Source organism: Rhizobium sp. NZLR10 (genome assembly GCF_019685125.1).
Classification (GTDB): Bacteria; Pseudomonadota; Alphaproteobacteria; order Rhizobiales; family Rhizobiaceae; genus Rhizobium.
Genome location: NZ_JABDWE010000013.1, coordinates 1 through 23,197, shown reverse-complemented (window position 1 = coordinate 23,197; position 23,197 = coordinate 1). Strand labels below are relative to the sequence as shown.

Genomic DNA, 23,197 nt, shown 5'->3' with positions numbered 1-23,197 from the left:
CCTTAATTACTGTGCTTCGGCGACGTCGAGGGTCTTTGCGGGACCATCGGTTGCGGCCATGAGTGTCTTGTAGGCGCCGGGCAGGTCGCTGGCGGCTGCGGTCAGCCACTGCTTGTACTTGTCCTCGGAGACGACGCGGATGGCGATCGGCATGAACGCATGGTCCTTGCCGCAGAGCTCGGAACACTGGCCATAGAACAGGCCTTCGCGCTCGGCCTTGAACCAGGTCTCGTTCAGGCGGCCCGGCACGGCATCGATCTTGACGCCGAAGGACGGCATGGCGAAAGCGTGGATGACGTCGGTCGGGGCAGAGGTCACGAGAACGCGGACCGTCTTGTTAACCGGCAGGACCAACTCGTTATCGACGGCGAGAAGCCTGGGATAAACCGACTTGTCTTCCTTGCCGGCCGCGGCGCGGTCCTGATCCTTCAGCAGGTAGCTGTCGAAAGCGAGCGGGCTGTCGCCCGAACCTTCATATTCGTAGTTCCACTGCCACTGGGTGGCGGTTGCCTTGATCGTCACATCGGGGTTTTCGGGCAGCGTCAGCTGCGCCGTCAGCAGGTTGAACGAGGGAATCGCAAGAAGAAGCAGCACCAGGACCGGCCCCACGGTCCAGGCAATCTCGATCAGCGTGTTGTGGCTCGTCCTCGAGGGAACCGGGTTCGCGCTGGCGCGGAACTTGAAGCAGACGACGATGAGCAGGACCAGAACGAAGAGCGTGATCGGAACGATAAACCACAGGGTATATTGTTCGAACCAGTGGATCTCCCGCATGATCGGCGTTGCCGCCGGCTGCAGCGTCGCCTGCCACGGCATTGGCTGGTCGGCATATGTGCCGGAAGCAAAAAGCAGACAGACCAGCGCGGTCAGAGCTGCATAAGCCTTCTTCATCACCTTATTATCTCCCTCGAGCGCTTGACCTGCAAAATAGGACGCAGAATCCTTGCCATCTTCAGCGCTTCAAACCACAGTTTGGCATTTGCCGCAACAGGTCAGAGCAATTGTCTATGCGGCATTTTTGCTGAAAGCACAGGCAGGCCAGAACGGCAAAACATCCCAAGTTTTTCATCAGCATATGAAAAATCGGCTTTCCGGCCAACCCGCGCGCCACACATTATTTCCGAAAGGTCCAATTTCCGCCGCAGTCCCCCGGTTTTCACGGGGTGGGGCTTTTCATTTTTGGTGGGCAGCTTCAACAATAGCCGCAAATGATTCGATATCCAGAGGTTTCCATGGGTTTCCGTTCCCTCGCGCAGTCGCTTCTCGTGACCGCCAGCATCGCGGCCGCAGCGACGACGCCCGTTTTCGCACAACAGCAACCCACGCCGGCCCAGGCCAAACCGCCGGCTGCCGCCCCTGCCCCGGCTCCCGCTACGACGCCGCAGCAGCCGAGTGCGGCCAGTCCGAATATCCAGGTGACACCCGGCCAGACCCAGCCGCAGGCGCCGGGCACGGTGAAATCCAATCACGGCGCATGGTCCGTCGTCTGCGACAAGCCGGCAGGCGCCTCGACCGAACAATGCGCGCTGATGCAGAACGTCATCGCCGAGGATCGGCCGGAGGTCGGGCTTTCCGTCGTCGTGCTGAAGACGGCCGACCGCAAGTCGAAGATTCTCCGCGTGCTGGCGCCGCTCGGCGTGCTGCTGCCGAACGGCCTCGGCCTCAATGTCGACGGCAAGGATATCGGCCGTGCCTATTTCGTCCGCTGCTTCGCCGATGGCTGTTATGCCGAGGTCGTGCTCGAGGACGAACTGCTGAAAACCTTCCGCAGCGGCGCCCAGGCAACCTTCATCGTCTTCCAGACACCCGAAGAAGGCATCGGCATCCCGGTCGACCTCAAGGGCTTCGCCGAAGGCTTCGACGCCCTGCCTTGAGGGCTATGCGAGCGTAGCGCAACTACGCTCGCCCCCTCCCCCGTCGCTGTACTTGCTCCATAGGCTTATCCCACCCTCCGTCATGCTCGGGCTTGACCCGAGCATCCACGCGGCACCCTCGGTGGCGGGGATGGATCCTCGGCTCAAGGCCGAGGATGACGGAGGATAGGGTGACGTTCCAGCCAAACTTGACGCTGGCGCGGGGAAAGCCATCCGGCGGGAACGCCCCTGCAGGGCAATGCGACAAAACACTTATATCTCCTTCGCGCGCACTCCCATCTCCTGAGATGAACTTGCTCAACAAAGAAAATTCGACGGCAGGGCTTCACTCCTTATCAATTGGAGCCCTATCTAAGTGCGTAAGCGCATTTCTGAACGCATGCCCATTGGAGCCAGACCATGACCACCGATCTCCTGACGCTATTCGATGCCGACGAAGCCACGATGCGTGGTCTGGTCGCCGAGGCGCTCGCCGGCGCCGATGATGGCGAGCTGTTTATCGAGCATGCGCAGGCCGAAGCGCTGACCTTCGACAATGGCCGGCTGAAGGGCGGCAGCTTCAACACCGAGCAGGGGTTCGGCCTGCGCGCCGTTGCCGGCGAAGCGGTCGGTTTCGCGCATGCCGGCGATCTCTCGGTGGCGGCGCTGAAGCGGGCGGCGGATGCGGTCGGCGCAGTGACACGCGGCTACTCCGGCACTTACGCCGCCGCCCCCCAACGCACCAACAAGAAATTCTACGGCGACCAGAACCCGATCGGCCAGCCGAGCTTCGAGGAAAAGGTCAAGGTCCTGCAGGACATCGACGCCTATCTCAGGGGCAAGAACGACAAGGTGCGGCAGGTGACGGCCTCGGTTGCGGCGAGTTGGCAGGTGGTCGACATCCTGCGCGCCGACGGGCACCGCGTGCGCGACATCCGGCCGATGACGCGCATCAACATTTCGGTGATGGTCGGCGAAGGCGATCGGCAGGAAAGCGGCTCCTACGGCAGCGGCGGGCGCGTCGGCTTCGGCGACTTCATCGCCGAGGGCAGCTGGCAATATGGCGCCGACGAGGCGCTGCGCCAGGCGCTCGTCAACCTCGAGGCGATCGATGCGCCGGCGGGTACGATGGATGTCGTACTCGGCTCCGGCTGGCCGGGCGTGATGCTGCACGAGGCCGTCGGCCACGGGCTAGAAGGCGATTTCAACCGCAAGAAGACGTCGGCCTTTGCCGGCCTGCTCGGCCAGATGGTCGCCGCCCCCGGTGTCACCGTCGTCGACGACGGCACGATCGACAACCGCCGCGGCTCGATCACCATCGACGATGAGGGCACGCCCTCCGGCTATAATGTGCTGATCGAGAACGGCAAGCTGGTCGGCTATATGCAGGATCGCCAGAATGCTCGGCTGATGGGTATGGCGCCGACCGGTAACGGCCGCCGCCAGGGGTATGCCCATGTGCCGATGCCGCGCATGACCAACACCTATATGCTTGGCGGCGACAAGCCGCCTGAGGAAATCATCGCCTCGGTGAAGAAGGGCATCTATGCCGTTTCCTTCGGCGGCGGCCAGGTGGATATCACCTCCGGCAAGTTCGTCTTCGGCTGCACCGAGGCCTATCTGATCGAAAACGGCAAGGTCGGCGCGCCGATCAAGGGCGCGATGCTGATCGGCAACGGCCCGGATGCGATGAAGCGGGTATCGATGATCGGCAACGACATGAAGCTCGATACCGGCATCGGCAATTGCGGCAAGGGCGGCCAATGGGTTCCCGTCGGCGTCGGCCAGCCGCATCTGCGCATGGATCAGGTGACGGTCGGCGGCACTCAGACCTGAGGCGAAAGGAGCCTGTGATGGCGGAGGTCGAGATCAGGCGTTTCACGGAAGACGACGCCGATGCCGTGCTGTCGGTGATCCTGACGATCCAGCGCCAGGAGTTCGGCATCGATATATCAGCCGATGCGCAGCCGGATCTGCGGGTGATCCCGGATTTCTATCAGTCCGGCAAGGGGCAGTTCTGGGTCGCGGTCGAGGATGGCGCGATCGTCGGCACGCTCGGGCTCAAGGATATCGGCAATCATCAGGCGGCGCTGCGCAAGATGTTCGTCGCCGCCGCGGTTCGCGGTGGCGAACACGGGGTGGCGGCGCGGCTCCTCGACCGGATGTTTTCCCACGCCAGGGATGCCCGCCTCACCGAAATTTTCCTCGGCACGACTGACAAATTCGTCGCCGCCCACCGCTTCTACGAGAAGAACGGCTTTACCGAGATCGCCAAGAGCGCCCTGCCCCGCTCGTTTCCGTTGATGGCGGTGGACAGTAAGTTTTATCGACATAAGGTCGACTGACTCCAGCGGCCGGCATGCCTCAGCCCTTCAGCACCTCCGCCGGCTGAAACAGCCACTTCCGTTCAATCGCCGCGGCAAGGTCGATATCGTTGCGGCGGGCAAACAGCAGAAGGTGGCCGAGAAGGTCGGCCGTCTCGTCGGCCAGATCGCGCCGCATGTCTTCAGGCGAGCGGCCTTTCGCACGGCCGCGGCCGGTCAGCCGGTTCCATGCCTGGGTCAGCTCGCCCATTTCCTCCTGCAGTTTCAGCAGAAACCAGTCGGCGTCGCGTTCGATGCCGTTGGCGGCGACATGCGCCGAGGAAGAGATTTCGAACTGGTCGGCAAGACGACGCAACATCGGCGTTCTCCTTTTGTTTATGGAAGAGACGCTGATTCCCGATGTGTGTCCAGAGGGGATTGCCCGAGTGGGTGATTTGACGATCAGCCGTGCTCTGGCAGCAGCATGCAGTCATAGGAGCGCTGCTTCAGCGCAGCGCAGGCGGAGACCGCGGCGTCCTTGCTGGCGAAGCCGACGAAGCGGGCGCGGTAGATCTTGTTGGCGCCCTTCCCGACCGCCTCGGTATAGGGCGAGGCGGAAACGAGCGGCGCGCCGCCCTCAGACTTCGCCTGGGCGAGAAGCGCCCGGGCCGCATCGGCGCTCGGAGCGGCCGAGATCTGGATCTGCCAGTCGCCATCGCTCTTCTCTGCCGACATCTTCGGCGCCTTGCCGGCGTTCAGGATTTCGTCCATCGCGACCGGACGCTCCAGCGGCACGACGGTGTCATCGGCATAGGCCAGGCTCTTGGCTGCGAGATCGTCGGCCTGGCGTGGTGCGCTGAGCGGCACCGGAACATCGGAATCGTCGGCGGCCGACGCGACTTCGACAGGCTCGCTGGCGCCGACGCTCGCCACCAGCTTTGCACCGCCGGAAGACGAGGCACGGCCGAGATAACGATCGAGCAGACCGGCCATCTTGTCGTCGCGGCTGCGGGCGGTACGGCCGCCGAGCACGACGCCGACGACCCGGCGGTTGCCGTCCCTGACGGCGCTGACGAGATTGAAGCCGGAGGCGTTGGTATACCCGGTCTTGATGCCGTCCATGCCCTGGTAGCGATACATGAGATTATTGTGGCCGCGCACGGTCCGGCCGCGGAAATTGAAGCTCGCCGTCGAAAACAGCCGGTATTCGTTCGGATAATTCTTCATCAGCGCGATGGCGAGCGTCGACATGTCACGCGCCGTGGTGACCTGACGACCGTCCGGCAGGCCTGAGGCGTTGACGAAAACGGTGCGGCTCATACCGAGCTGGCGGGCTTTGGCGGTCATCATCCCGGCAAAACCGCTTTCCGAGCCGCCGAGCTTTTCGCCCATGGCGGAGGCTGCATCATTGGCGGATTTGATGATCATGCCATAGACCGCCTCGCGCACGGTGATCGTACCACCAGCCTTGACGCCAAGCTTGGTCGGCGGCCGGGAAGCGGCGTATTTCGACATCTTGATCGGCGTATCCCAGGCGATCTTGCCGCGCTTCAGAGCTTCGAAGGTGAGATAGAGCGTCATCATCTTCGTCAGCGAGGCCGGATGGTTCAGCGTATCGGCGTTTTCGGCGACGAGAACCTTGCCGGTGCGGGCATCGAGGACCAGCGAGGCGCTGCCGGCAAGGGCTGCAAGAGGCGCCGAAACGGCAAGCGTTACGGTCAAAACAGCCGCCAAAAGCGTTCTCATGCAGTTCCCCTTGATGCGTCGGCTCTCGAATGGATCGGCCTTTGTGCCGTAATGTGACAGAAGCCGTAAGTTTGGCGCGACTTTGAGGCAACGCCTATCATTTTTCTAGTCTTTTCATCGTCTTGGTTAACAGGAAATGGGAGGCCTGTGCAAAATCGGGATTCAGCAAGCCTTAAGTCGCGCTTGCTATTTTCCCGCAAATGTTGGGGACAGGCGCCTGATGACGGGACATTTGAAGCGACTGGCAAAACGCGCAGCGATCGGCGCCGGGCTCGAGCTCTCCTGGCTTCTCGCCGCCGCCGGGCTGATGCGCGAAGCCCGTGGGCGCGGCGTCATCTTCACGCTGCATCATGTCCGCCCGCACGTGCCGGAGGCTTTCGAGCCGAACGCGCATCTCGAAATCACCCCGCGTTTTCTCGATACCGCGCTGCGGCGGCTGCGGCGGGAGGGCTATCGCTTCGTGCCGCTCGATCAGGTGCCGGCGCTGCTGGCCGAGCCCGAGGGCGGAAAGCCTTTCGCGGCCTTCACGCTCGACGACGGCTACATCAACAATCTGGAGCATGCGCTGCCGCTGTTCGAACAGCATCGGGCGCCGTTCACGGTGTTCGTCGCCAAGGGTTTTGCCGAGGGCTCGCACAGCATCTGGTGGGAGACGCTCGCCGTCCTGTTGCGCCGGCAAAGCGAACTCCGCTTCGATTTCGGCCGCGGCAGCGAACGACTGATGCTCAACAATCCGCAGCAGCAATGGGGTGCCTTCGACCGCTTCGCCGCCTATATCCACCGCTCCGACGAGGCGCGGGCGGTCGCCGCAATCGACATGCTGGCCCGGGAAAACGGCATCGAGCCGACCGATATCACCCGCGAACTGGTGATGCAGCCTGGCCAGTTGCAATGGCTGGCGACCCATCCGCTTGCAACCCTCGGCGCCCATACGATCAGCCATCGGGCGCTGGCCCGCCTGCCGGAAGCCGAAGCGCGGATCGAGATGCAGGTTTCGGCCGATTACGTCGAGGCGCTGACCGGCATCCGCCCCGTGACGATCGCCTACCCCTACGGCACACCGGAGGCTGTGACCGCGCGCGAGGCGGCGATTGCCCGCAATCTCGGCTTTCAGGCTGCCGTCACCACCCAGCCGGGCCTGCCGGCGGCGAAGCAAACCGCCTATCTCTCACGCATTTCGCTGAACGGCTTCTACCAGAAGCGACGCTACGTCTCCGCCCTTGCCTCCGGCATTCCGCTGAAGCTAATGGGCAAATAGCGCCGCTTATGGATACATCCTGACCTTGTCCCATGCGCCTTCCGGCGAGGGCCGGCGGAATTCGACCCGGTCATGCAGGCGGAATTTCTGATCTTTCCAGAATTCGATCGAGGTCGGCCGGATGCGGAAGCCCGACCAGTGGGCGGGGCGTGGAATATCGCCGATGGCATATCGCGCGGTATATTCGGCCACGGCCTTTTCAAGTGCGAAACGGCTTTCGAGCGGGCGGGATTGTTTCGAAGCCCAGGCGCCGATGCGGCTGCCGCGCGCCCGCGTCTTGAAATAGGCATCGGCTTCGGCATCGGTGACGATCTCGACCGGGCCGCGCAGCCTTACCTGGCGGCGCAGGCTTTTCCAGTGAAAGCACATGGCGGCCTTTTTCTGGCCCAGAATTTCAAGGCCTTTATGGCTCTCGAAATTGGTGTAGAAGACGAAACCGTCTTCGTCGAATCCCTTCAGGAGAACCATGCGGACATTGGGAAGACCATCCTCATCGACCGTTGCCAGTGCCACGGCGTTCGGGTCGTTGGGTTCGGAAGCCTCCGCTTCTCCAAGCCATTCGGCAAAGAGCTTGAAGGGTTCGCCACTTTCGGTAAAGTCACCGCTTGTTAACTCGTTTGCCGACATATTGGTTCAAATGCCCCGGATTATTCAAAACTCGCCCAGCTTTCGATAACTGGACAGGATGCAGGGTGGAAGTCATAGCAAAGTCATATCGCCATACAAAGGGCCTGCGGCGACGCAGCAGCGTGTTCTTCGTCATCGGCGTTGCAATGCTTTCGCTTTCCGGCTGCCTTGCAGGCGGCATGGATTTTCTCAGTGAAGCCAAGGTCGACCGGTCGGTGGCAACCGGCACCGTGCCGCAGACGCCGCCGAGCACCGATACGCTTTCCGACGAGATGACCGTGCGCAATGCCGTAACCTCGGCCGATGTGCAAAGGCTCGAGGGCCAGCCGCTTCCCTGGGCGAATGCATCGACGGGCAGCGCCGGCGTCATCGATACGATCGTCGAGAACAACGAATCAGGCCAGGTCTGCCGCCAGTTCCGCACCACGCGGCATTCCTATGTCGGTATCGCCAAATTTTACGGCAAGACCTGCCTCGTCGGTGGCGGCAACTGGCAGCTTTTGAGCTTTCAGCCGGAAAGTTAATTCGGGCAAACGAGCTGATCCGGCATCGCCGACAGGTTAACGCCTGCGGGCTTTCTGCCAAATGCTTAGCAAAGAGCTAACCATTCGACGCAAAACATCGCACATCTCCCCACAGAAATAAGAAGTGATTAGCAACTCCGACGCACGATCAGCGTTGAGAGGGGTTGTCTTTGCCTTTGCGGCGGGATGGCGCGTTCCGAGTTGATATTGAGCTTTTACTATTGAAATTTCGGGATGCCGGGCAAGGACGTGGCTTCCCGCATCGCAACACCGGCGGTTTTGACATGCGCGATCCTTATAAAATTCTGGGCGTCAGGCGCGACGCGGCAGCAGACGAGATCAAGGCGGCTTGGCGCAATATGGCCAAATCGGCCCATCCCGACCACAATCAGAGCGACCCGACGGCGACGGCCCGGTTCGCCGAGATCGGCCGCGCCTATGAAACGCTGAAGGACCCGCGCAAACGCAGTCTGTTCGACAATGCCGTGCGGATGACGGAAGCCAAGAAAAACGAACAGACGATCATGCAGCAGCGGCACGCCGCGCGCGAGGCTGCCGTGCGCGCCAAGGCGGCGCAGGCCAATGCCGAGCGGGTGATGGAAGAGCTTGCGCGCGCCGCCCAGAAGGCGGCTGCCGAAGGCCCCAGACAACAGGCGGGATCGGCTGAGCCCGCCGACGAGATGGTCGAACGCATTTTCGGCGCCCAGACACGCGCTGCCGGCGGCGGCCAGGCGCAGGGCCGCGCACAACAGGCGCAATACCAGCAGGCCCAAAACCAGCAGACCCAGAATCAGCAGGCCCAGAATCAGCAGGCGGGCGAGGCCAGCAGGCGCGTGGACGGTGACGCCGCGGAGGCCGACACCAAGGGCGACGAGGAGGCCGGCGAGGCTGGGCCAAATGCCGGCGCCAACCTGCCGCTGCCGCTCAGCATCCTGACCTCCCTGGTGCGCCGTTTCACCGGCGCCAAGGATACCGGCCTGGAAAAAGCACCGGATGAGGTGGCGACGGCAACGGTGACGATCGACGACGTGTTGAAGAGCGGCTGGATCACCGCGTCACTGCCGGAGGGTCGCGAGATCGGCTTTGCATTGCCGGCCGGCACAAGGGATGGCCACGAACTGCGGCTCAAGGGACAGGGCTTCAAGCTGCCGGGCATGCAACGCGGCGATGCCGTCATCAATATCCGCATTGCGCCCGATCCGCGCTTCACGGTCGACGGCTTCGACCTGCACGCCGTGCTGCCGCTCAGCATCGAAAATGCCGTTCTCGGCACCGAGGCGCGCATCGAGGGACCGAGCGGGCCGCTCAACATCACGGTCCCCGCGTGGTCGGGCTCGGACAAGACGATCAGCATCCCCGGCCAGGGATTGCCCCGCGAAGAGGGCGGCAGAGGCGATCTAGTCGTCGAATTGCGCATTATCCTGTGGGAAAAACCCGACGACAAAGTCACCGATCTGATGCGGAGCATGCGCGAAGGCCTGTTCCTGTGAAATATTTATGACTTTCGCACCCTTTGTTACGATACCTAACAGTTGATGATCCAGGCCAAGCTTGAACCGATTAGCGGCCTATGCCATAGGCAGGATCAATCAGAATTCCTAGGGAGCGAAATATGGCTCAAGCATCCGGCCTCATGGCAGGCAAACGCGGCGTCATCATGGGTGTCGCCAACAATCGTTCGATTGCGTGGGGTATTGCCAAGGCCATTCATGCGCAGGGCGGAGAAGTCGCGCTGACCTACCAGGGCGATGCGCTGAAGAAGCGCGTCGAGCCGCTCGCCGCCGAAATCGGCGCGACGCTGGTCGGCCACTGTGATGTTGCCGACGAAGCCACGATCGACGCCGTTTTCGAAAACGTCGAAAAGCTCTGGGGCAAGATCGATTTCCTCGTGCATGCGATCGGCTTCTCCGACAAGGACGAGCTGACCGGCCGTTACGTCGACACCTCGGCCGACAATTTCGCCAAGACGATGCAGATCTCCGTCTATTCCTTCACCTCGGTCGCACGCCGCGCCGAGAAGCTGATGACGGATGGCGGCGCCATGCTGACGCTGACCTATTACGGCGCCGAAAAGGTGATGCCGAATTATAACGTCATGGGCGTCGCCAAGGCCGCGCTCGAAGCGAGCGTCAAATATCTGGCCGTCGACCTCGGGCCGCAGAACATTCGCGTCAACGCCGTCTCGGCCGGGCCGATCAAGACGCTTGCCGCCTCCGGCATCGGCGATTTCCGCTACATTCTGAAGTGGAACGAATACAACGCGCCGCTGCGCCGGACCGTCACCATCGAGGAAGTCGGCGATGTCGGCCTCTATCTCCTGTCGGACCTGTCGCGCTCCGTCACCGGCGAAGTGCACCATGCCGACAGCGGCTATCATGTCATCGGCATGAAGGCGGTCGACGCGCCCGACATTTCCGTCATCAAGGACTAAAGCATTTCCGGAGCCGAGACCGTGCTTATCTACGTGATCAGACACGGCCAGACTGCCTGGAATGCCGAGCGCCGCCTGCAGGGTCAGAAGGACGTTCCGATGAATGCCACGGGCCTGGAACAGGCCCGGCAGAACGGCATCGCGCTTGCCGGGATTCTCGGCGACACCGTCGATGAATTCGATTTCGTCGCGAGCCCGCTCGGCCGCACCCGCGCGACGATGGAAATCATGCGCACCGCCATGGGCCTGCCGCCGCTTGCCTATCGCACCGATCCGAGGCTGGTCGAGATTTCCTTCGGCGACTGGGAGGGCTCGACGATCAAGGAATTGAAGGCGACGCAGCGCGAGCGGGTGGCCGAACGCAACGCCTCGAAATGGGATTTCATCCCGCCCGGCAATGACGCGGAGAGCTACGAGATCCTCTCCTGGCGCACCGGCTCATGGCTGCAATCCGTCGATCGCCCGACGGTCTGCGTCACCCACGGCGGCGTCATCCGCACGCTGTTCCAGGCGATTTCCAACCTGCCGAAGAGCAGCGCTGCCGAAGGCGCAATCCCGCAGGACCAGATCGCCAGGATCGACACCGCCGAGCGGACGATCGTCTGGCTGTAGGCATTGCATCTGAATCAAAATGCTTTCGGAAGTCCCGCCTGTTTCAGCATTTCATTGGCTGTATGGCGTGATTTTACCCCATGATCGACCGTGAAATGGCGGTTGGAAATCGGGCTTTACCAGATTTCGTGATCACCCTTTCCCGGTCGCACATATTCGCAGCCGGCTTTCAACAGTAGCTCTTTGAGTTCACGTAGATAGCCGGCCATGCGCTCAGTAGGTCGGATTGGCCGGCGTGTCATAGTGTATGTAGTAGCTGAATGAAGAGGAATTTATAGCCGCTCTCGACGGTTAGGCTTCCTACTTGACGATATCGAGATCGTTGATGACGCGCTTGCCGTCGACTTCGGTATAGAAGACGATCACCTTCACGCCGGCTTCCAGGCCATCGAAATTGAATTCCTCGGGCGCCTGATAGGTTTTGCCGTCATCGAGCGTCAGCACGAGATTGGCGGTGTCGACCTTCTTGATCGTCGCCTCGACATCGGCGCTCTCGGCAAAACCGCTCATCGGCGACAGGAAACTTGCTGTTGCCAAAAGCGTGGCGACGACGAAACGCATGGCGACAATCCTTTTCAAACGCTGCACGAGAACATGACTGGCCACACATAGCCTCCTGAATATGGCGAAAATTGCCCGTAAGAATGTCTTTTCCCGCCTAATTGATGAATAGGATTTTAAATATAATCAAGGTGCCGCGTTAACCGCGGTTTTCCCTTCCCATGATTTTTGGCATCGCCTGCGGGCAATCGTAAATTAACCCCCGCCCCCTACAGTTGCCCGGACGATGGGGGTTTCATTTTGCTATCCAGGCTGAGCGACAACAAGCAGTTGCGGCGCGTGTTGAGGAATACCCGCGTCTCGTTCCTGGTTTCATCGTTTGCCGCCCTTGTCGTCATCATGGTCGGCTTCGGCCTCGACCGCGCGAATACGGCATCTTATGAGCGCGAACTTCATATCCGCACCGAAAGCGAGGCTAACCTCATCCGCGCCCGGGTCATGGCGGAGATCCACATGGACCTCAGCATCGTCCGCGACCTGACCAATCTGATCTCCGTCAGCGCAGCAAACGGAGAGGAGATGGAGCGGCAGATCAATTGGCTGCTGATTCAGAACCCATCCTTCATTCATATCGCCGTCGCCCCCGATTTCATCGTCAGCAACGTCTATCCACCGCAATCGGGCAATCCGCGAATCGGCCGCGACGTGCGCGAAGCGCTTTTTTCACGCCAGGCGATCACGCCTGCGGCCGGCGATCAGTCGGCCCGCTTCTATGGCCCGATCAGCGCCGAGGGCCGCGACGCCTTTGCCATATTCTTCCCGGTTTTCATCAAGGAGAACGGCCAGCGGCGGATCTGGGGAGCGGTTGAACTCATCATCGACCAGCAGATGTTCTACGAGGCGACCGGGCTGATGCCGGCGCGCGACCGCGAGAACCGGGAACGTTATCCGCATCTCGACCATCTTTCGATCGCCATCCGGGATATTGGCTCGCCGGCGAGGGCCGTGACAGCCGCGCCCTTCTTCGGGTCGTCCGATATCGACAGCAGGGATCCGATGCGCCAGAAGATCGGCTTTGCCGGCGGCAAGTGGGAACTCTCCGTCGTCCCGAACAGCGGCTGGGACGCGATACCGGAAAACCGAACCGAGTTGCGCCTGATCGTCGCTGCCGCCGGCTGCATTATCATCATCCCGATCTTCTTCGCCACACTCCTGCTCGGCGAGCGCAATCGCAACATCACCGAGCTGGAGACGCGCGAGGCGAAACTCAAGGAACTGTCGCAGCGGCTGAATCTGGCGCTGAAATCCTCGAATATCGGCATCTGGGAGCTGCAGGATCATACGAGCAGCCTGCTCTGGGATGCGCGCGCCGCAGCACTGCACGGCAAGCCGGCGCAGGAAGGAAGCCGGGCGCTCGACGAATGGCTGGCGGCGATCCTGCCGGAGGACCGAGACATCGCCGAAGTGCATTTCTTCAGCTGCAGCATCGCCGGTACTGCCTGCACGGCGCAGTACCGCATCCTGCTTGCCGATGGCGGCATCCGGCACCTGCGCTCGGTCGGGGCCTTCTATACGGATGCCGGCGGCGTCAGCAAGACGATCGGCATCGTCTGGGACGTGACCGCCGATGCGGTGACCACCGACATGCTGCGCAAGGCCAAGGATACAAGCGAGGTCAAGAATGCCGAGCTGGAGCTGGCGCTTGAAGAGCTTTCCAGCCGCGAGGGGCAGCTCGCCGAGCTGTCGAGCCGGCTCGACCTGGCGCTCAATTCCTATCAATGCGGCATATGGGAAGCGCGGCCCCACCGAGGCGGCTCGATCTGGAACGAGCGGATGCACGAACTCTATGGGCTTGGGCCGCGCAACGGCTTCATGACCGAGGAGACCTGGCTTTCGCGCATCCATCCCGAGGATCGGGCTCTGGCGCTCGAAAGCGCACGCCACTTCAAGCAGAACGGCGATACGCACACCCTCGTCTGCCGGGTGATCGTCGACGACGGCTCAGTGCGTTACGTGCGCTCGGTCGGCAAGGTCCACCAGACGGGGACCGGCGAGATGAAGATCATGGGCATCGCCTTCGACGCCACCGAAGACGTGCTGATGACGATCCGGCTGAAGGCGGCCAAGGACGAGGCGGTCGCCAAGAATATCGAGCTCGAGCTTGCCAAGAACAGGATCGAGCACAATTCGCTGCACGACCCGCTGACCGCACTCGCCAATCGCCGCAAGCTCGACATCGCGCTTGAAGAACTGACCAATGACGGCCGCCGGCAACGGCAGAAATTCTCGATCCTGCACATCGACCTCGACCGCTTCAAGGACATCAACGACACGCTTGGCCATGCCGCCGGCGATGCCATGCTCGTGCACGCCTCGAAGGTGCTCGCCAAAAATGTCCGCGGCAGCGACATCGTGGCGCGCATCGGCGGCGACGAATTCGTCATCCTCGCGCTTGAGGTCGGCGACAAGGAGATGGCGCAGCTTTCGACCAGGATCATCGAGGAGATGCGCCAGCCGATCGATTTCCAGGGTTTTTCCTGCCGCTGCGGCGTGTCGATCGGCGTGGCGCTCGCCAACGGCATTCATGTCGACGCACGCAAGGTGCTGATCAATGCCGATATCGCGCTCTACCGCGCCAAGAGCATGGGCCGCAACCGCTTCGAATTCTTCAACCACAATCTCCAGGCCGATATCATCAACACCAAGCGCACCGCCGACGAGATCCTCGCCGGCATCGACAATGGCGAATTCACCGCCTGGTATCAGCCGCAATTCTGCGCCCGGACGATGGAGCTGACGGGTGTGGAGGCGCTGGTGCGCTGGAACCATCCGGTCAAAGGTCTGCTCGCGCCCGACAAGTTCCTGCGCATTGCCGACGAGATCAATGTGGTGCAGATGCTCGACCGGATCGTGCTCGAAACGGCGTTGCGCGACAAGATGCGCTGGACGGCGCTGGGGATTGCCGTGCCCAAGGTCTCGGTCAATGTCTCGGCGCGGCGGCTGCATGACGGCAGCCTGCTGGAATCGCTTACAGATCTGCAGATCCGCCCCGGCGAGATCTCCTTCGAACTGGTGGAATCGATCTTCCTCGACGAGAGCGAGGATGTGGTCTCGCACAACCTCGAGCGCATCAAGGCGCTCGGCATCGATATCGAGATCGACGATTTCGGCACCGGCCATACCTCGATCGTCAGCCTGTTGAAGCTGAAGCCGAAGCGGCTGAAGATCGACCGCCAGCTGGTGCAGCCGATCGTCAATGCCTCGCAGGAGCGGGCGCTGGTCCGCTCGATCATCGAGATCGCCCGCTCGCTCGGCGTCGAGACAGTGGCCGAAGGGGTGGAGACGGCGGCGCATGCCGAACTGCTGCGCGATCTCGGCTGCGATATCCTGCAGGGCTTTGCCTTCTCCCGGCCGCTCTCCTTCGATGATTTCACCAACGAGGCGACAGGAACGGGATGGCGGCTGGCGTCGTGATCGACGTCCGCTGATCGCCCTCGTCCTCGGCTCTTTCGGCTGGCGGAGTGAAGGTGGCGTAACGATGCGCGCTCCATCCGGAACAGCATTCCCGCGACTGCCGGTTTGGCGCAAAGAAAGGCTTTTGCCTCGACGGTTTTTTGGCCTATGAGTGTCGCGCCTTTTCAAGCAATGGCGCGACCGGCTTTGGCGCGCCACCGTGGGAACACATGTCGCACAATACATTCGGTCACCTCTTCCGCGTAACCACCTGGGGCGAAAGCCATGGTCCGGCGCTCGGCTGCGTCGTCGACGGCTGCCCTCCGGGGCTGCGCTTCACGCTCGCGGATCTGCAGGTCTGGCTCGACAAGCGCAAGCCCGGGCAATCCCGCTTCGTCACGCAGCGGCGCGAGGACGATCTGGTCAAGGTACTATCCGGCGTCATGCTCGATGCCGATGGCGAGACGATGACATCAACCGGCACGCCGATTTCGATGCTGATCGAAAACACCGACCAGCGCTCCAAGGATTACGGCGAGATCGCCAGGCAATACCGCCCCGGCCATGCGGATTATACCTATGACCTCAAATACGGCATTCGCGATTATCGCGGCGGCGGCCGTTCCTCGGCGCGCGAGACCGCGGCGCGGGTTGCCGCCGGCGGCATCGCCCGTCTCGTCGTGCCTGGCGTCACCGTGCGCGGCGCGCTGGTGCAGATCGGCAAACACAAGATCGACCGCCGCAACTGGGATTGGGACCAAGTCGGGCAGAACCCGTTCTTCTCCCCCGATGCGGCCATCGTGCCGGTCTGGGAGGAATATCTCGACGGCATCCGCAAGAACGGCTCGTCGATCGGCGCGGTCGTCGAAGTGATCGCCGAAGGTGTGCCGGCCGGTCTCGGCGCGCCGATCTACGCCAAGCTCGACCAAGATATCGCTTCGCTGCTGATGTCGATCAACGCCGTCAAGGGCGTCGAGATCGGCAATGGTTTTGCCGCTGCCGAGACCAGCGGCGAAGACAATGCCGACGAAATGCGCATGGGCAATGACGGTGTGCCGATCTTTCTTTCCAACAATGCCGGCGGTATTCTCGGCGGCATCTCGACCGGACAGCCGGTGGTGGCGCGTTTCGCCGTCAAGCCGACCTCCTCGATCCTGACAGAACGCCAGTCGATCGATGCCAGCGGCAACAATGTCGATATCCGCACCAAGGGCCGGCACGACCCCTGCGTCGGCATCCGGGCCGTGCCGATCGGCGAGGCGATGGTCGCCTGCGCCGTCGCCGACCATTATCTTCGCGACCGCGGCCAGACCGGCCGCCTGAAATAGGAGTGCTCGCTCATGTCTTATGACCAGAAGCGCGTCGTCGACGCCATCAGGGCCTTCGAGGCCGGCGAGATCGTCGTCGTCATGGACGACAATGACCGCGAGAACGAAGGTGACCTGATCGTTGCCGCCGTCCATACCACGCCGGAGAAGATGGCCTTCATCGTGCGCCACACTTCAGGCATCGTCTGCGCGCCGATGCCGAAGGAGGAGGCCAGGCGCCTCAACCTCAACGCCATGGTGGCGGAAAACGATTCGGCCCATACGACGGCCTTCACCGTCTCGGTCGATTTCAAGCATGGCACGACGACCGGCATCTCCGCCGACGACCGGACGCTGACGGTGCGCAACCTTGCCAACCCGAATGTCGGCGCTGCCGATTTCGTCCGTCCAGGCCACATCTTCCCGCTGGTTTCCCGCGAGGGCGGCGTGCTGATGCGCTCCGGCCATACGGAAGCTGCCGTCGACCTCTGCAAGCTCGCCGGCCTGCCGCCGATCGGCGTCATCTCCGAACTCGTCAACGATGACGGCACCGTCACGCGCGGCCCGCAGGTGGTCGATTTCGCCGAGCAGCACGGGCTGAAGCTCGTCTCCGTCGCCGATCTCATCGCCTATCGCCAGCGCAAGGAAACGCTGATCGAACTCGGCACCAGTTTCGATGTCGACACGCCGTTCGGCAAGGCCAAGGCCCATACCTATTCCCTGCCCTGGGACCCGATGCAGCATCTCGCCGTCGTCTTCGGCGATATTCGCGACGGCGTCGATATCCCGGTGCGCCTGCATCCGGAAAATGTCGCCGAGGATCTGTTTGGCAAGAACAGCCCGGTCGATTTCTACATGCAGAAGATTTCCGAGGAAGGCCGCGGCGTCATCGTCTATCTGCGCGAAGGCTCGGTCGGCGTCGGCCACCACGACAATGGCCGCAAAGCCCGCAACCAGGGCCGCGAGGCCCATGCCGAAGCCCAGACGCGCGACAGCGAATGGCTGGAAATCGGCCTCGGGGCCCAGATCCTCAAGGACCTCGGCGTCAGCTCGATCAAGCTGCTGACCAGCCGCGAGCGCCACTATGTCGGCCTGGAAGGCTTTGGGATCAAGATCAGCACGACGGAGATCTGCTGAGGGTTTCCCCCTTCTCCCCAGCGGGGAGAGATGTCCGAAGGACAGATAAGGGGGTGAGCGACGCTAGGAGCGAATGCACTGAGCGCGAGCGAAGGGCAATAATGAGCGGCGTGCTATGAAGCCCCCTCATCCGGCTGCCGCCACCTTCTCCCCGCTGGGGAGAAGAGATTACCCTCTCCATCCGTCGAGCAACACGACCTTCTCCACCCCCGCAAACCTGGCCACCCGGTCCAGTTCAGCCTCCAACCTCTCCAGCCGCCCGGTCGAAGCCTTGACGCCAGGCTCCAGCCAGAGCCGCCGGACATCAAGCGTCGATTTCTTCCGATCGGCCTTCATATCGATACGGCCGATCAGCCGGTCGCCTTCGAGCAGCGGGAAGACGTAATAGCCATATTCGCGCTTCGGTTCGGGCACGAAAATCTCGATGCGGTAGAAGAAGCCGAACAGGCGTTCGGTGCGGTTGCGGTCGCGGATCATCGGGTCGAACGGGCTGAGCACGCGGATGCGCGGCGGCGCGCCGGGGTAATTGTCGAGCGTCGAGAGGAAATCGGCGAAAGCCCAGGAGGGGCGCGGCTTGGCGCCGAGCGCCGGTTCGATCAGCACTTCGATCAGCTCATCGCGATGGGCTGATACCCAGGCCTTGGCTTCATCGGGCGAGACGAGGTTCCAGAAGGCTGAGATCTCGCCATGGGTGGCAAAGCCGAGGCGGGCGAGCGCGCTGCGGCAGGCCCAGTCGATAAATTCCTCGCGGCTTACCTCCGGCTCGCGGAATTCGGCCGGGATGACACGCTCCGTCAGGTCATAGATCTTCTGGAAGTTCGACCGGCCGGCGATGGCGAACTTGCCGGTGTGCCAGAAATATTCGAGCGCGGTCTTGTTCGGATGCCAGTTCCACCAGCCGCCGGAGACATGGCCGTCGGCCTTGATGTCGCGGGCGAGGATCGCGCCGTCGCGCTCGACGCGCTCATAGGTCTCCTCGAAAGCCGTCTCGAAACCCTCGCCGCGCCATTTGCGCCAGCGTTCGATGATGACCTTTTCCTGATGGCGGAACTTGTGTTTCCAATAAACGAAGAAGGTGCTCGGCAGGATGGAGGCGTCATGTGTCCAGTGCTCGAACAGCGCGCCGTCCTTTTCGAGCAGCGCAGTCAGGTGCTCGCGCCGGTAGGTCTGGTTGCGGGAAAACAGGATCTGATGATGTGCACGCTCCACCGTCTGGATGCTGTCCACCTGGACAAAACCCAGCTCGCGGATGAGCTGCAACAGGCCGTCCTTGGTCAAGGCGCGGTTCGGCGGGGCGCTGAGGCCCTGCTTGGCAAGAAAGACACGGCGGGCGTCGGAATTGGAAAGCAGATTCGTCATGGCGACATCATAATCCGGAAAATCTTCCTAGCGCATTCCGTTTTTCTCCGAATCACGGAAATGCTCTAGGCTTTTGTTTCCACGCGATCCCGGACGCAAAACCGCTGCGCACTTTTGCTGGGATTCCTCCAGCCACCCGATATTCGGTGGATATCGAAAGCGAGATTTGCTCTTTCATCCCCCCGGCGTCTCCGTATAGAAAGCGGCATCGCATGGATGTGAGGGCTGGTTTGGATATTGTTTTCGAAGGTGCCGGGGTCAGTTTCGGGGCACGGGTGGCGCTGGAGCCGCTGACGCTCGGCATTTCTGGGAAACGTGTCGGCGTCATCGGGCTGAACGGTTCGGGCAAGACGACTTTCGCGCGGCTGATCAACGGGCTGAGCAAGCCGACGGTCGGCCGCGTCACCGTCAACGGCCGCGATACGGCCGACGAGAAGACGGCTGTGGCCGATGTCGGCTTCATCTTCCAGTCGCCGCAGAACCAGATCATCCTGCCGATCGTCAGGGACGACATCGCCTTCGGGCTGAAGCGGCGCGGTTTCACCAAGGCGGAGATCGAGGCGAAGGTCGAAGCCGTGCTTGCCCGCTTCGGCGCCGAGGCGCTCGCCGGTCGCCGAGCGCACGAGCTTTCCGGCGGCGAGCTGCAGGTGGCCGCTCTCTGCTCGGTGCTGGCGACGGGACCGGGCATTCTCATCCTCGACGAGCCGACCAACCAGCTCGACCTGAAGAACCGGGCGCTGGTCGAAGGGATTATCGCCGGGCTGCCGGAAAGCGCCATCGTCATCACCCATGACCTGGAATTGATCGCCGATTTCGAGCGAGTGCTGCTGTTTCATGAAGGGCGGCTTGCCGCGGATGCGCCGGCCATTGAGGCGATCGCGCGCTACAGGGAGATCGCCGCCTGATGCAATCGCTCTATGTCGAAGGCAACAGCGTGATGCACCGGCTTTCGCCGCGGCTAAAGCTGCTGTCGCTTGCGGCCTTGAGCGTCGTGCTGTTCATTACCGACAATCTCGCCGTGCTTTCCACCGCCGTGCTGCTGACGGCGGTTTTCTACCGCATGGTCGGCCTGCCGTTTGCGGATGCGCTCAGGCGGCTGCGGCCGATCTTCCTGACGATCGCCGTCGTCGCGCTCTTCAACCTGATCTTCAATCCCTGGCACGAGGCGCTCGTGCCGCTGCTGCGGCTGACGGCGCTGATGCTTTTCGCCGCCACCGTGACGGCGACGACGTCGATCACCGAATTTATCGACGAGGTGACGGCGCTTGCCCGCCCGCTGGAGCGCACCGGCCGGGTGCAGGCCGACGATATCGGCCTGGCGCTTGGGCTGGTGCTGCGCTTCGTGCCCGAGATCGTCACGCGTTATCAGGCGATCCGCGAGGCGCACAGGGCGCGTGGGCTGAAGGCCCGGCCGGCGAGCCTGCTTGCGCCACTGATCATTCTGACGCTCAAGGATGCGGATAATATCGCCTCGGCGATTGACGCGCGCGGCATTCGGCGGCATGGAAGTTAACCAATTTTAACCACGGAATTCATGATGAGCACCCGCGACCTCGTTCTCACCGCCCTCTTTGCCGCAATCATCGTGGCGCTGGGCCTGCTGCCGCCGATCCCGCTCGGCTTCATTCCGGTACCGATCACCGCGCAATCGCTCGGCGTCATGATGGCCGGCGTCGTGCTAGGCGCCCGGCGCGGCGCCATTGCCGTGATGATCGTGCTCCTGCTCGTCGCCATCGGCCTGCCGGTGCTTTCCGGCGGCCGCGGCGGGCTGGCGATCTTCGCCTCGCCGACCGCCGGCTTCCTGATCGGCTGGATCTTTGCCGCCTTCGTCACCGGCTATCTCAGCGAGCGGCTGGTCAATGACCGGCAGTCCGGCCTGGTGCAGACGGTGAGCTTCTTCCTCACCGCCGTGGTCGGCGGCGTCGTCGTGCTCTACGCCTTCGGCATCACCTATCTCGCGACGGTGGCTGGTCTCGGCTTCACGAAGGCTTTCATCGGCTCGATGGCTTTCGTTCCCGGCGATGTGGTCAAGGCCTTCGTCGCAGCCCTCCTCGGCCGCGCCGTCATGGTCGGCTATCCCCTGCTGCCGCTGCGCGCGTAAGGCGTAGGCACGCTATCACCTGCACCGACAGCCGCCTTCGGCTCGAAGGCGGCTGTCGCTTGTTGACGGCTGCTTTCAACATCGATTGAATTATTGGCCAAATCCAGCGACCGGTGAGCAAGCCTATCAAAAACCATGCGCAGAACTCTGCGGATGGGCGGCTCTCCCCATTTGCATACGACGAGCGACATTGCACAGACGATCGCGACGGCCAAACCGAGTGCCGGCAGGGGTGTCATGCCCAGATCGGTCAGCCAATCGAGAAGCTGGATGCCGATGGCGAAATGCAGGAGATAGAGCGGGTAGGTCATCAAGCCGAGGGTTTTGACCGATTGGAGCAAGGCTTTCGGGAGACGACTGATCTGCCGGCTATAGCCGACGCTGGCCGCGATGAAGACCAGCCCCGCCGCCCAGATCAAGATTGCCGGAAGCGGCGAGAATGAATGACCCGCCACGGCGAGCGTACGATCGCTGGTGCTGCCGGCTGCCATGTAAATCTGAGTAGCCCCGGTCACCAGCGCGCAGATCAAACCCACCCAGGAAATTGGGCTCATCCGCGTTCGAGACAAAAGCCAGATGTAGATGTAGATGCCGATGGCAAACTGGCAGCCGTAATAAAAGGGAACGGCCCGCCAGGCGGTGTCGGTGAATATGGCCAGGATCTCAGAATCGGGAAATGCGTTTAACAGAGCGATGAAAGCGGTACTTGCCAACGACAGGCCGAGCGCCAGCGCAGGCATCCTCGCCCTACGACCGGTCGCACACAGGATGAAGACAAGGGCATAGAAACATATCTCGCAGGCCAGTGTCCAATATTGACCATCGATCCATGGACCGCCCGGATAGAGCGTGATCGACCGCAGATAGTTCTTGATGACGCGCCTGTTGATATCCTGCGTCGCGATGAAGATCAGCGTCAGTGACGCGCAGATCCACACCGCCGGATACAGCCGCAGGACCCGTCCCTTCAGGAACGACATGGCGGTGGCCGAGGCGGCGGAGTTGATGATCACGAGCCCGGATATGACGAAGAACAGTTCGACGCCAACCCATCCCGGTTGGGCAACATTCTCGATCGCGGGCATTTTGTAGGGTCTCAGATATAAGGGCGACGCCCAGGAAGCAAATCCGAGATGAAACACCGTTACCATGAGCGCGCACACAAATCTGAGTGCGTCGATACCGTAAATATACGGGCTGGCAGTGTCGGATTTCGACATATCTGTTCTCCCAATATCTGAGGCAGTACTACCCTGGCTGGGATATTGATGCAAGGCACACGCAGAACGCGCGGCAATCGACGATTGCGTGATGGATCAGTTCGTCAGCTTTCTCGGTCAGAGATCATCAAGACGAGCGGCCACAGCCTCCCGTTCTTCCCCGGCGAGATCGTCAAGCGGGGTATCGCATACGCCCATTGGGGCGCGGTTCACGAAGCGGTATTGGCATCGAAATGTGGAGAGCGCGCGTCGCGCATGAGGAATTTCCAACGAAAAACCGTCTCCACGCTGTCGGAACGTCTGGCGTTCCGGTCCATTGCCGGCCTCTTACGGCTTGGAAAATCGGCAACAAAAAAACCGCCTTGAGGCGGTCGGGCATACTATCGATTTCAGTTCAGCTAGTCTCCACCTCCACCATCTCCCCCTCCTCCGTCACCATCGTCACAGGCGCCACCGTGGCAGTCGCCGCCATGTGAAAAGTCGCCCCCATCTCCACCGCCGTCGCCAGAACTACCCGGCTTGTGGCTATTGGCAGAGATTCCGACACAAAACAGAATGAAGTAGATGATGAGCAGGCCATTCGAGAACAGTGTTTCCAATCAGTATCCTTTCGTTCGTTTCAGGAAATCTTGTTTCCTTGACCTGCCACTGAACTTTCATCCAGCTGCGATTAGAGCCTCGGGGGTTTTGAATACGCCAAGTGGCGCGGTGTGAGCAACCGGCGGAAACGCGAAGCTTTCATCTTGCGCAGCGTTGGAGCCGGTT

The 23,197-nt window shown here is 62.0% G+C and carries 21 protein-coding genes and 1 pseudogene; 14 read left to right on the top strand and 8 right to left on the bottom strand.

The genetic code is table 11. From position 1 onward, the window contains the following. Nucleotides 1-6: 6 nt before the first annotated feature. Entirely contained in the window at nt 7-891 is an 885-nt protein-coding gene (coxB, locus tag HJB82_RS19490) for a cytochrome c oxidase subunit II (protein WP_207583210.1), read from the bottom strand. 317 nt (nt 892-1,208) lie between these two features. Between coxB and HJB82_RS19485 the strand changes: the two genes are divergently transcribed. The 3 genes from HJB82_RS19485 (at nt 1,209) to HJB82_RS19475 (ending at nt 4,198) form a co-directional block, all read left to right on the top strand. Further along, nucleotides 1,209-1,874 carry an invasion associated locus B family protein gene (locus tag HJB82_RS19485; RefSeq protein ID WP_207583209.1) on the top strand — a complete coding sequence of 222 codons (666 nt, stop codon included), beginning with the start codon at nt 1,209-1,211 and terminating at the stop codon, nt 1,872-1,874. A gap of 399 nt (nt 1,875-2,273) precedes the next feature. Beyond that, nucleotides 2,274-3,689, top strand: a complete 1,416-nt coding sequence (gene tldD / locus HJB82_RS19480; RefSeq protein ID WP_221116890.1) for a metalloprotease TldD — start codon at nt 2,274-2,276, stop codon at nt 3,687-3,689. A gap of 17 nt (nt 3,690-3,706) precedes the next feature. After that, nucleotides 3,707-4,198, top strand: coding sequence for a GNAT family N-acetyltransferase (locus tag HJB82_RS19475; RefSeq protein WP_221141044.1), 492 nt, complete (start codon nt 3,707-3,709; stop codon nt 4,196-4,198). A 19-nt stretch (nt 4,199-4,217) separates the two neighbouring features. Here HJB82_RS19475 and HJB82_RS19470 read toward each other — a convergent pair whose 3' ends face one another. Continuing rightward, nucleotides 4,218-4,535 carry a pyrophosphatase gene (locus HJB82_RS19470; protein WP_207583206.1) on the bottom strand — a complete coding sequence of 106 codons (318 nt, stop codon included), beginning with the start codon at nt 4,533-4,535 and terminating at the stop codon, nt 4,218-4,220. Between the two features lie 83 nt (nt 4,536-4,618). Further along, a complete protein-coding gene (locus HJB82_RS19465) occupies nt 4,619-5,902 on the bottom strand; it encodes a D-alanyl-D-alanine carboxypeptidase family protein (RefSeq protein WP_207583205.1) in 1,284 nt (427 codons plus the stop codon). Nucleotides 5,903-6,122: 220 nt separating this feature from the next. Here HJB82_RS19465 and HJB82_RS19460 point away from each other — a divergent pair, with 220 nt between their 5' ends. Further along, a complete protein-coding gene (locus tag HJB82_RS19460; protein ID WP_221116888.1) occupies nt 6,123-7,160 on the top strand; it encodes a polysaccharide deacetylase family protein in 1,038 nt (345 codons plus the stop codon). 6 nt (nt 7,161-7,166) lie between these two features. Here the strand turns inward: HJB82_RS19460 and pdxH are convergent, their stop codons facing one another. Beyond that, nucleotides 7,167-7,787, bottom strand: coding sequence for a pyridoxamine 5'-phosphate oxidase (pdxH, locus tag HJB82_RS19455; RefSeq protein ID WP_207583203.1), 621 nt, complete (start codon nt 7,785-7,787; stop codon nt 7,167-7,169). Nucleotides 7,788-7,852: 65 nt separating this feature from the next. Between pdxH and HJB82_RS19450 the strand changes: the two genes are divergently transcribed. The 4 genes from HJB82_RS19450 (at nt 7,853) to HJB82_RS19435 (ending at nt 11,354) form a co-directional block, all read left to right on the top strand. After that, complete coding sequence (locus HJB82_RS19450; RefSeq protein WP_037079276.1) at nt 7,853-8,311, top strand: RT0821/Lpp0805 family surface protein; 459 nt, start codon at nt 7,853-7,855, stop codon at nt 8,309-8,311. A gap of 284 nt (nt 8,312-8,595) precedes the next feature. Next, entirely contained in the window at nt 8,596-9,801 is a 1,206-nt protein-coding gene (locus HJB82_RS19445) for a DnaJ C-terminal domain-containing protein (RefSeq protein WP_221141042.1), read from the top strand. A gap of 122 nt (nt 9,802-9,923) precedes the next feature. Next, nucleotides 9,924-10,742: an enoyl-ACP reductase FabI gene (gene fabI / locus HJB82_RS19440; RefSeq protein ID WP_207583200.1), complete on the top strand. Its 819-nt coding sequence runs from the start codon at nt 9,924-9,926 to the stop codon at nt 10,740-10,742. Between the two features lie 21 nt (nt 10,743-10,763). Further along, the gene (locus tag HJB82_RS19435; protein WP_207583199.1) at nt 10,764-11,354 is read left to right on the top strand and encodes a histidine phosphatase family protein; all 591 of its coding nucleotides are present in this window, start codon (nt 10,764-10,766) and stop codon (nt 11,352-11,354) included. A gap of 14 nt (nt 11,355-11,368) precedes the next feature. On the opposite strand, the pseudogene HJB82_RS31660 reads toward HJB82_RS19435, so the two are convergent. Both HJB82_RS31660 and HJB82_RS19430 read right to left on the bottom strand, forming a co-directional pair. Then, nucleotides 11,369-11,563 (bottom strand): annotated as a pseudogene (locus HJB82_RS31660) (type II toxin-antitoxin system HicA family toxin). 91 nt (nt 11,564-11,654) lie between these two features. Further along, the gene (locus tag HJB82_RS19430; protein ID WP_003569889.1) at nt 11,655-11,915 is read right to left on the bottom strand and encodes a DUF1344 domain-containing protein; all 261 of its coding nucleotides are present in this window, start codon (nt 11,913-11,915) and stop codon (nt 11,655-11,657) included. A 240-nt stretch (nt 11,916-12,155) separates the two neighbouring features. On the opposite strand from HJB82_RS19430, the gene HJB82_RS19425 reads away from it, so the two are divergent. The 3 genes from HJB82_RS19425 to ribB all read left to right on the top strand — a co-directional run bounded on the left by HJB82_RS19425 (nt 12,156) and on the right by ribB (nt 17,752). Next, complete coding sequence (locus HJB82_RS19425; protein WP_221141040.1) at nt 12,156-15,329, top strand: EAL domain-containing protein; 3,174 nt, start codon at nt 12,156-12,158, stop codon at nt 15,327-15,329. 209 nt (nt 15,330-15,538) lie between these two features. After that, nucleotides 15,539-16,636: a chorismate synthase gene (gene aroC / locus HJB82_RS19420; RefSeq protein WP_207583197.1), complete on the top strand. Its 1,098-nt coding sequence runs from the start codon at nt 15,539-15,541 to the stop codon at nt 16,634-16,636. Nucleotides 16,637-16,648: 12 nt separating this feature from the next. Beyond that, entirely contained in the window at nt 16,649-17,752 is a 1,104-nt protein-coding gene (ribB, locus tag HJB82_RS19415; protein ID WP_221116887.1) for a 3,4-dihydroxy-2-butanone-4-phosphate synthase, read from the top strand. Between the two features lie 168 nt (nt 17,753-17,920). Here the strand turns inward: ribB and HJB82_RS19410 are convergent, their stop codons facing one another. Further along, nucleotides 17,921-19,111 (bottom strand): winged helix-turn-helix domain-containing protein, encoded by a 1,191-nt coding sequence (locus HJB82_RS19410; RefSeq protein ID WP_221117811.1) that lies wholly within the window; start codon nt 19,109-19,111, stop codon nt 17,921-17,923. Between the two features lie 230 nt (nt 19,112-19,341). On the opposite strand from HJB82_RS19410, the gene HJB82_RS19405 reads away from it, so the two are divergent. The 3 genes from HJB82_RS19405 to HJB82_RS19395 are packed head-to-tail and all read left to right on the top strand — an operon-like array spanning nt 19,342 to nt 21,212. Then, nucleotides 19,342-20,016, top strand: a complete 675-nt coding sequence (locus tag HJB82_RS19405; protein WP_221141038.1) for an energy-coupling factor ABC transporter ATP-binding protein — start codon at nt 19,342-19,344, stop codon at nt 20,014-20,016. Then, a complete protein-coding gene (locus tag HJB82_RS19400; protein ID WP_221141036.1) occupies nt 20,016-20,624 on the top strand; it encodes an energy-coupling factor transporter transmembrane protein EcfT in 609 nt (202 codons plus the stop codon). The genes HJB82_RS19405 and HJB82_RS19400 overlap by 1 nt, the downstream gene beginning before the upstream one ends. Before the next feature lie 24 nt (nt 20,625-20,648). Further along, nucleotides 20,649-21,212 carry a biotin transporter BioY gene (locus tag HJB82_RS19395; RefSeq protein ID WP_221117813.1) on the top strand — a complete coding sequence of 188 codons (564 nt, stop codon included), beginning with the start codon at nt 20,649-20,651 and terminating at the stop codon, nt 21,210-21,212. Here HJB82_RS19395 and HJB82_RS19390 read toward each other — a convergent pair. Further along, entirely contained in the window at nt 21,185-22,432 is a 1,248-nt protein-coding gene (locus HJB82_RS19390; protein WP_207583191.1) for an acyltransferase, read from the bottom strand. The genes HJB82_RS19395 and HJB82_RS19390 overlap by 28 nt on opposite strands. Nucleotides 22,433-23,197: the final 765 nt, after the last annotated feature.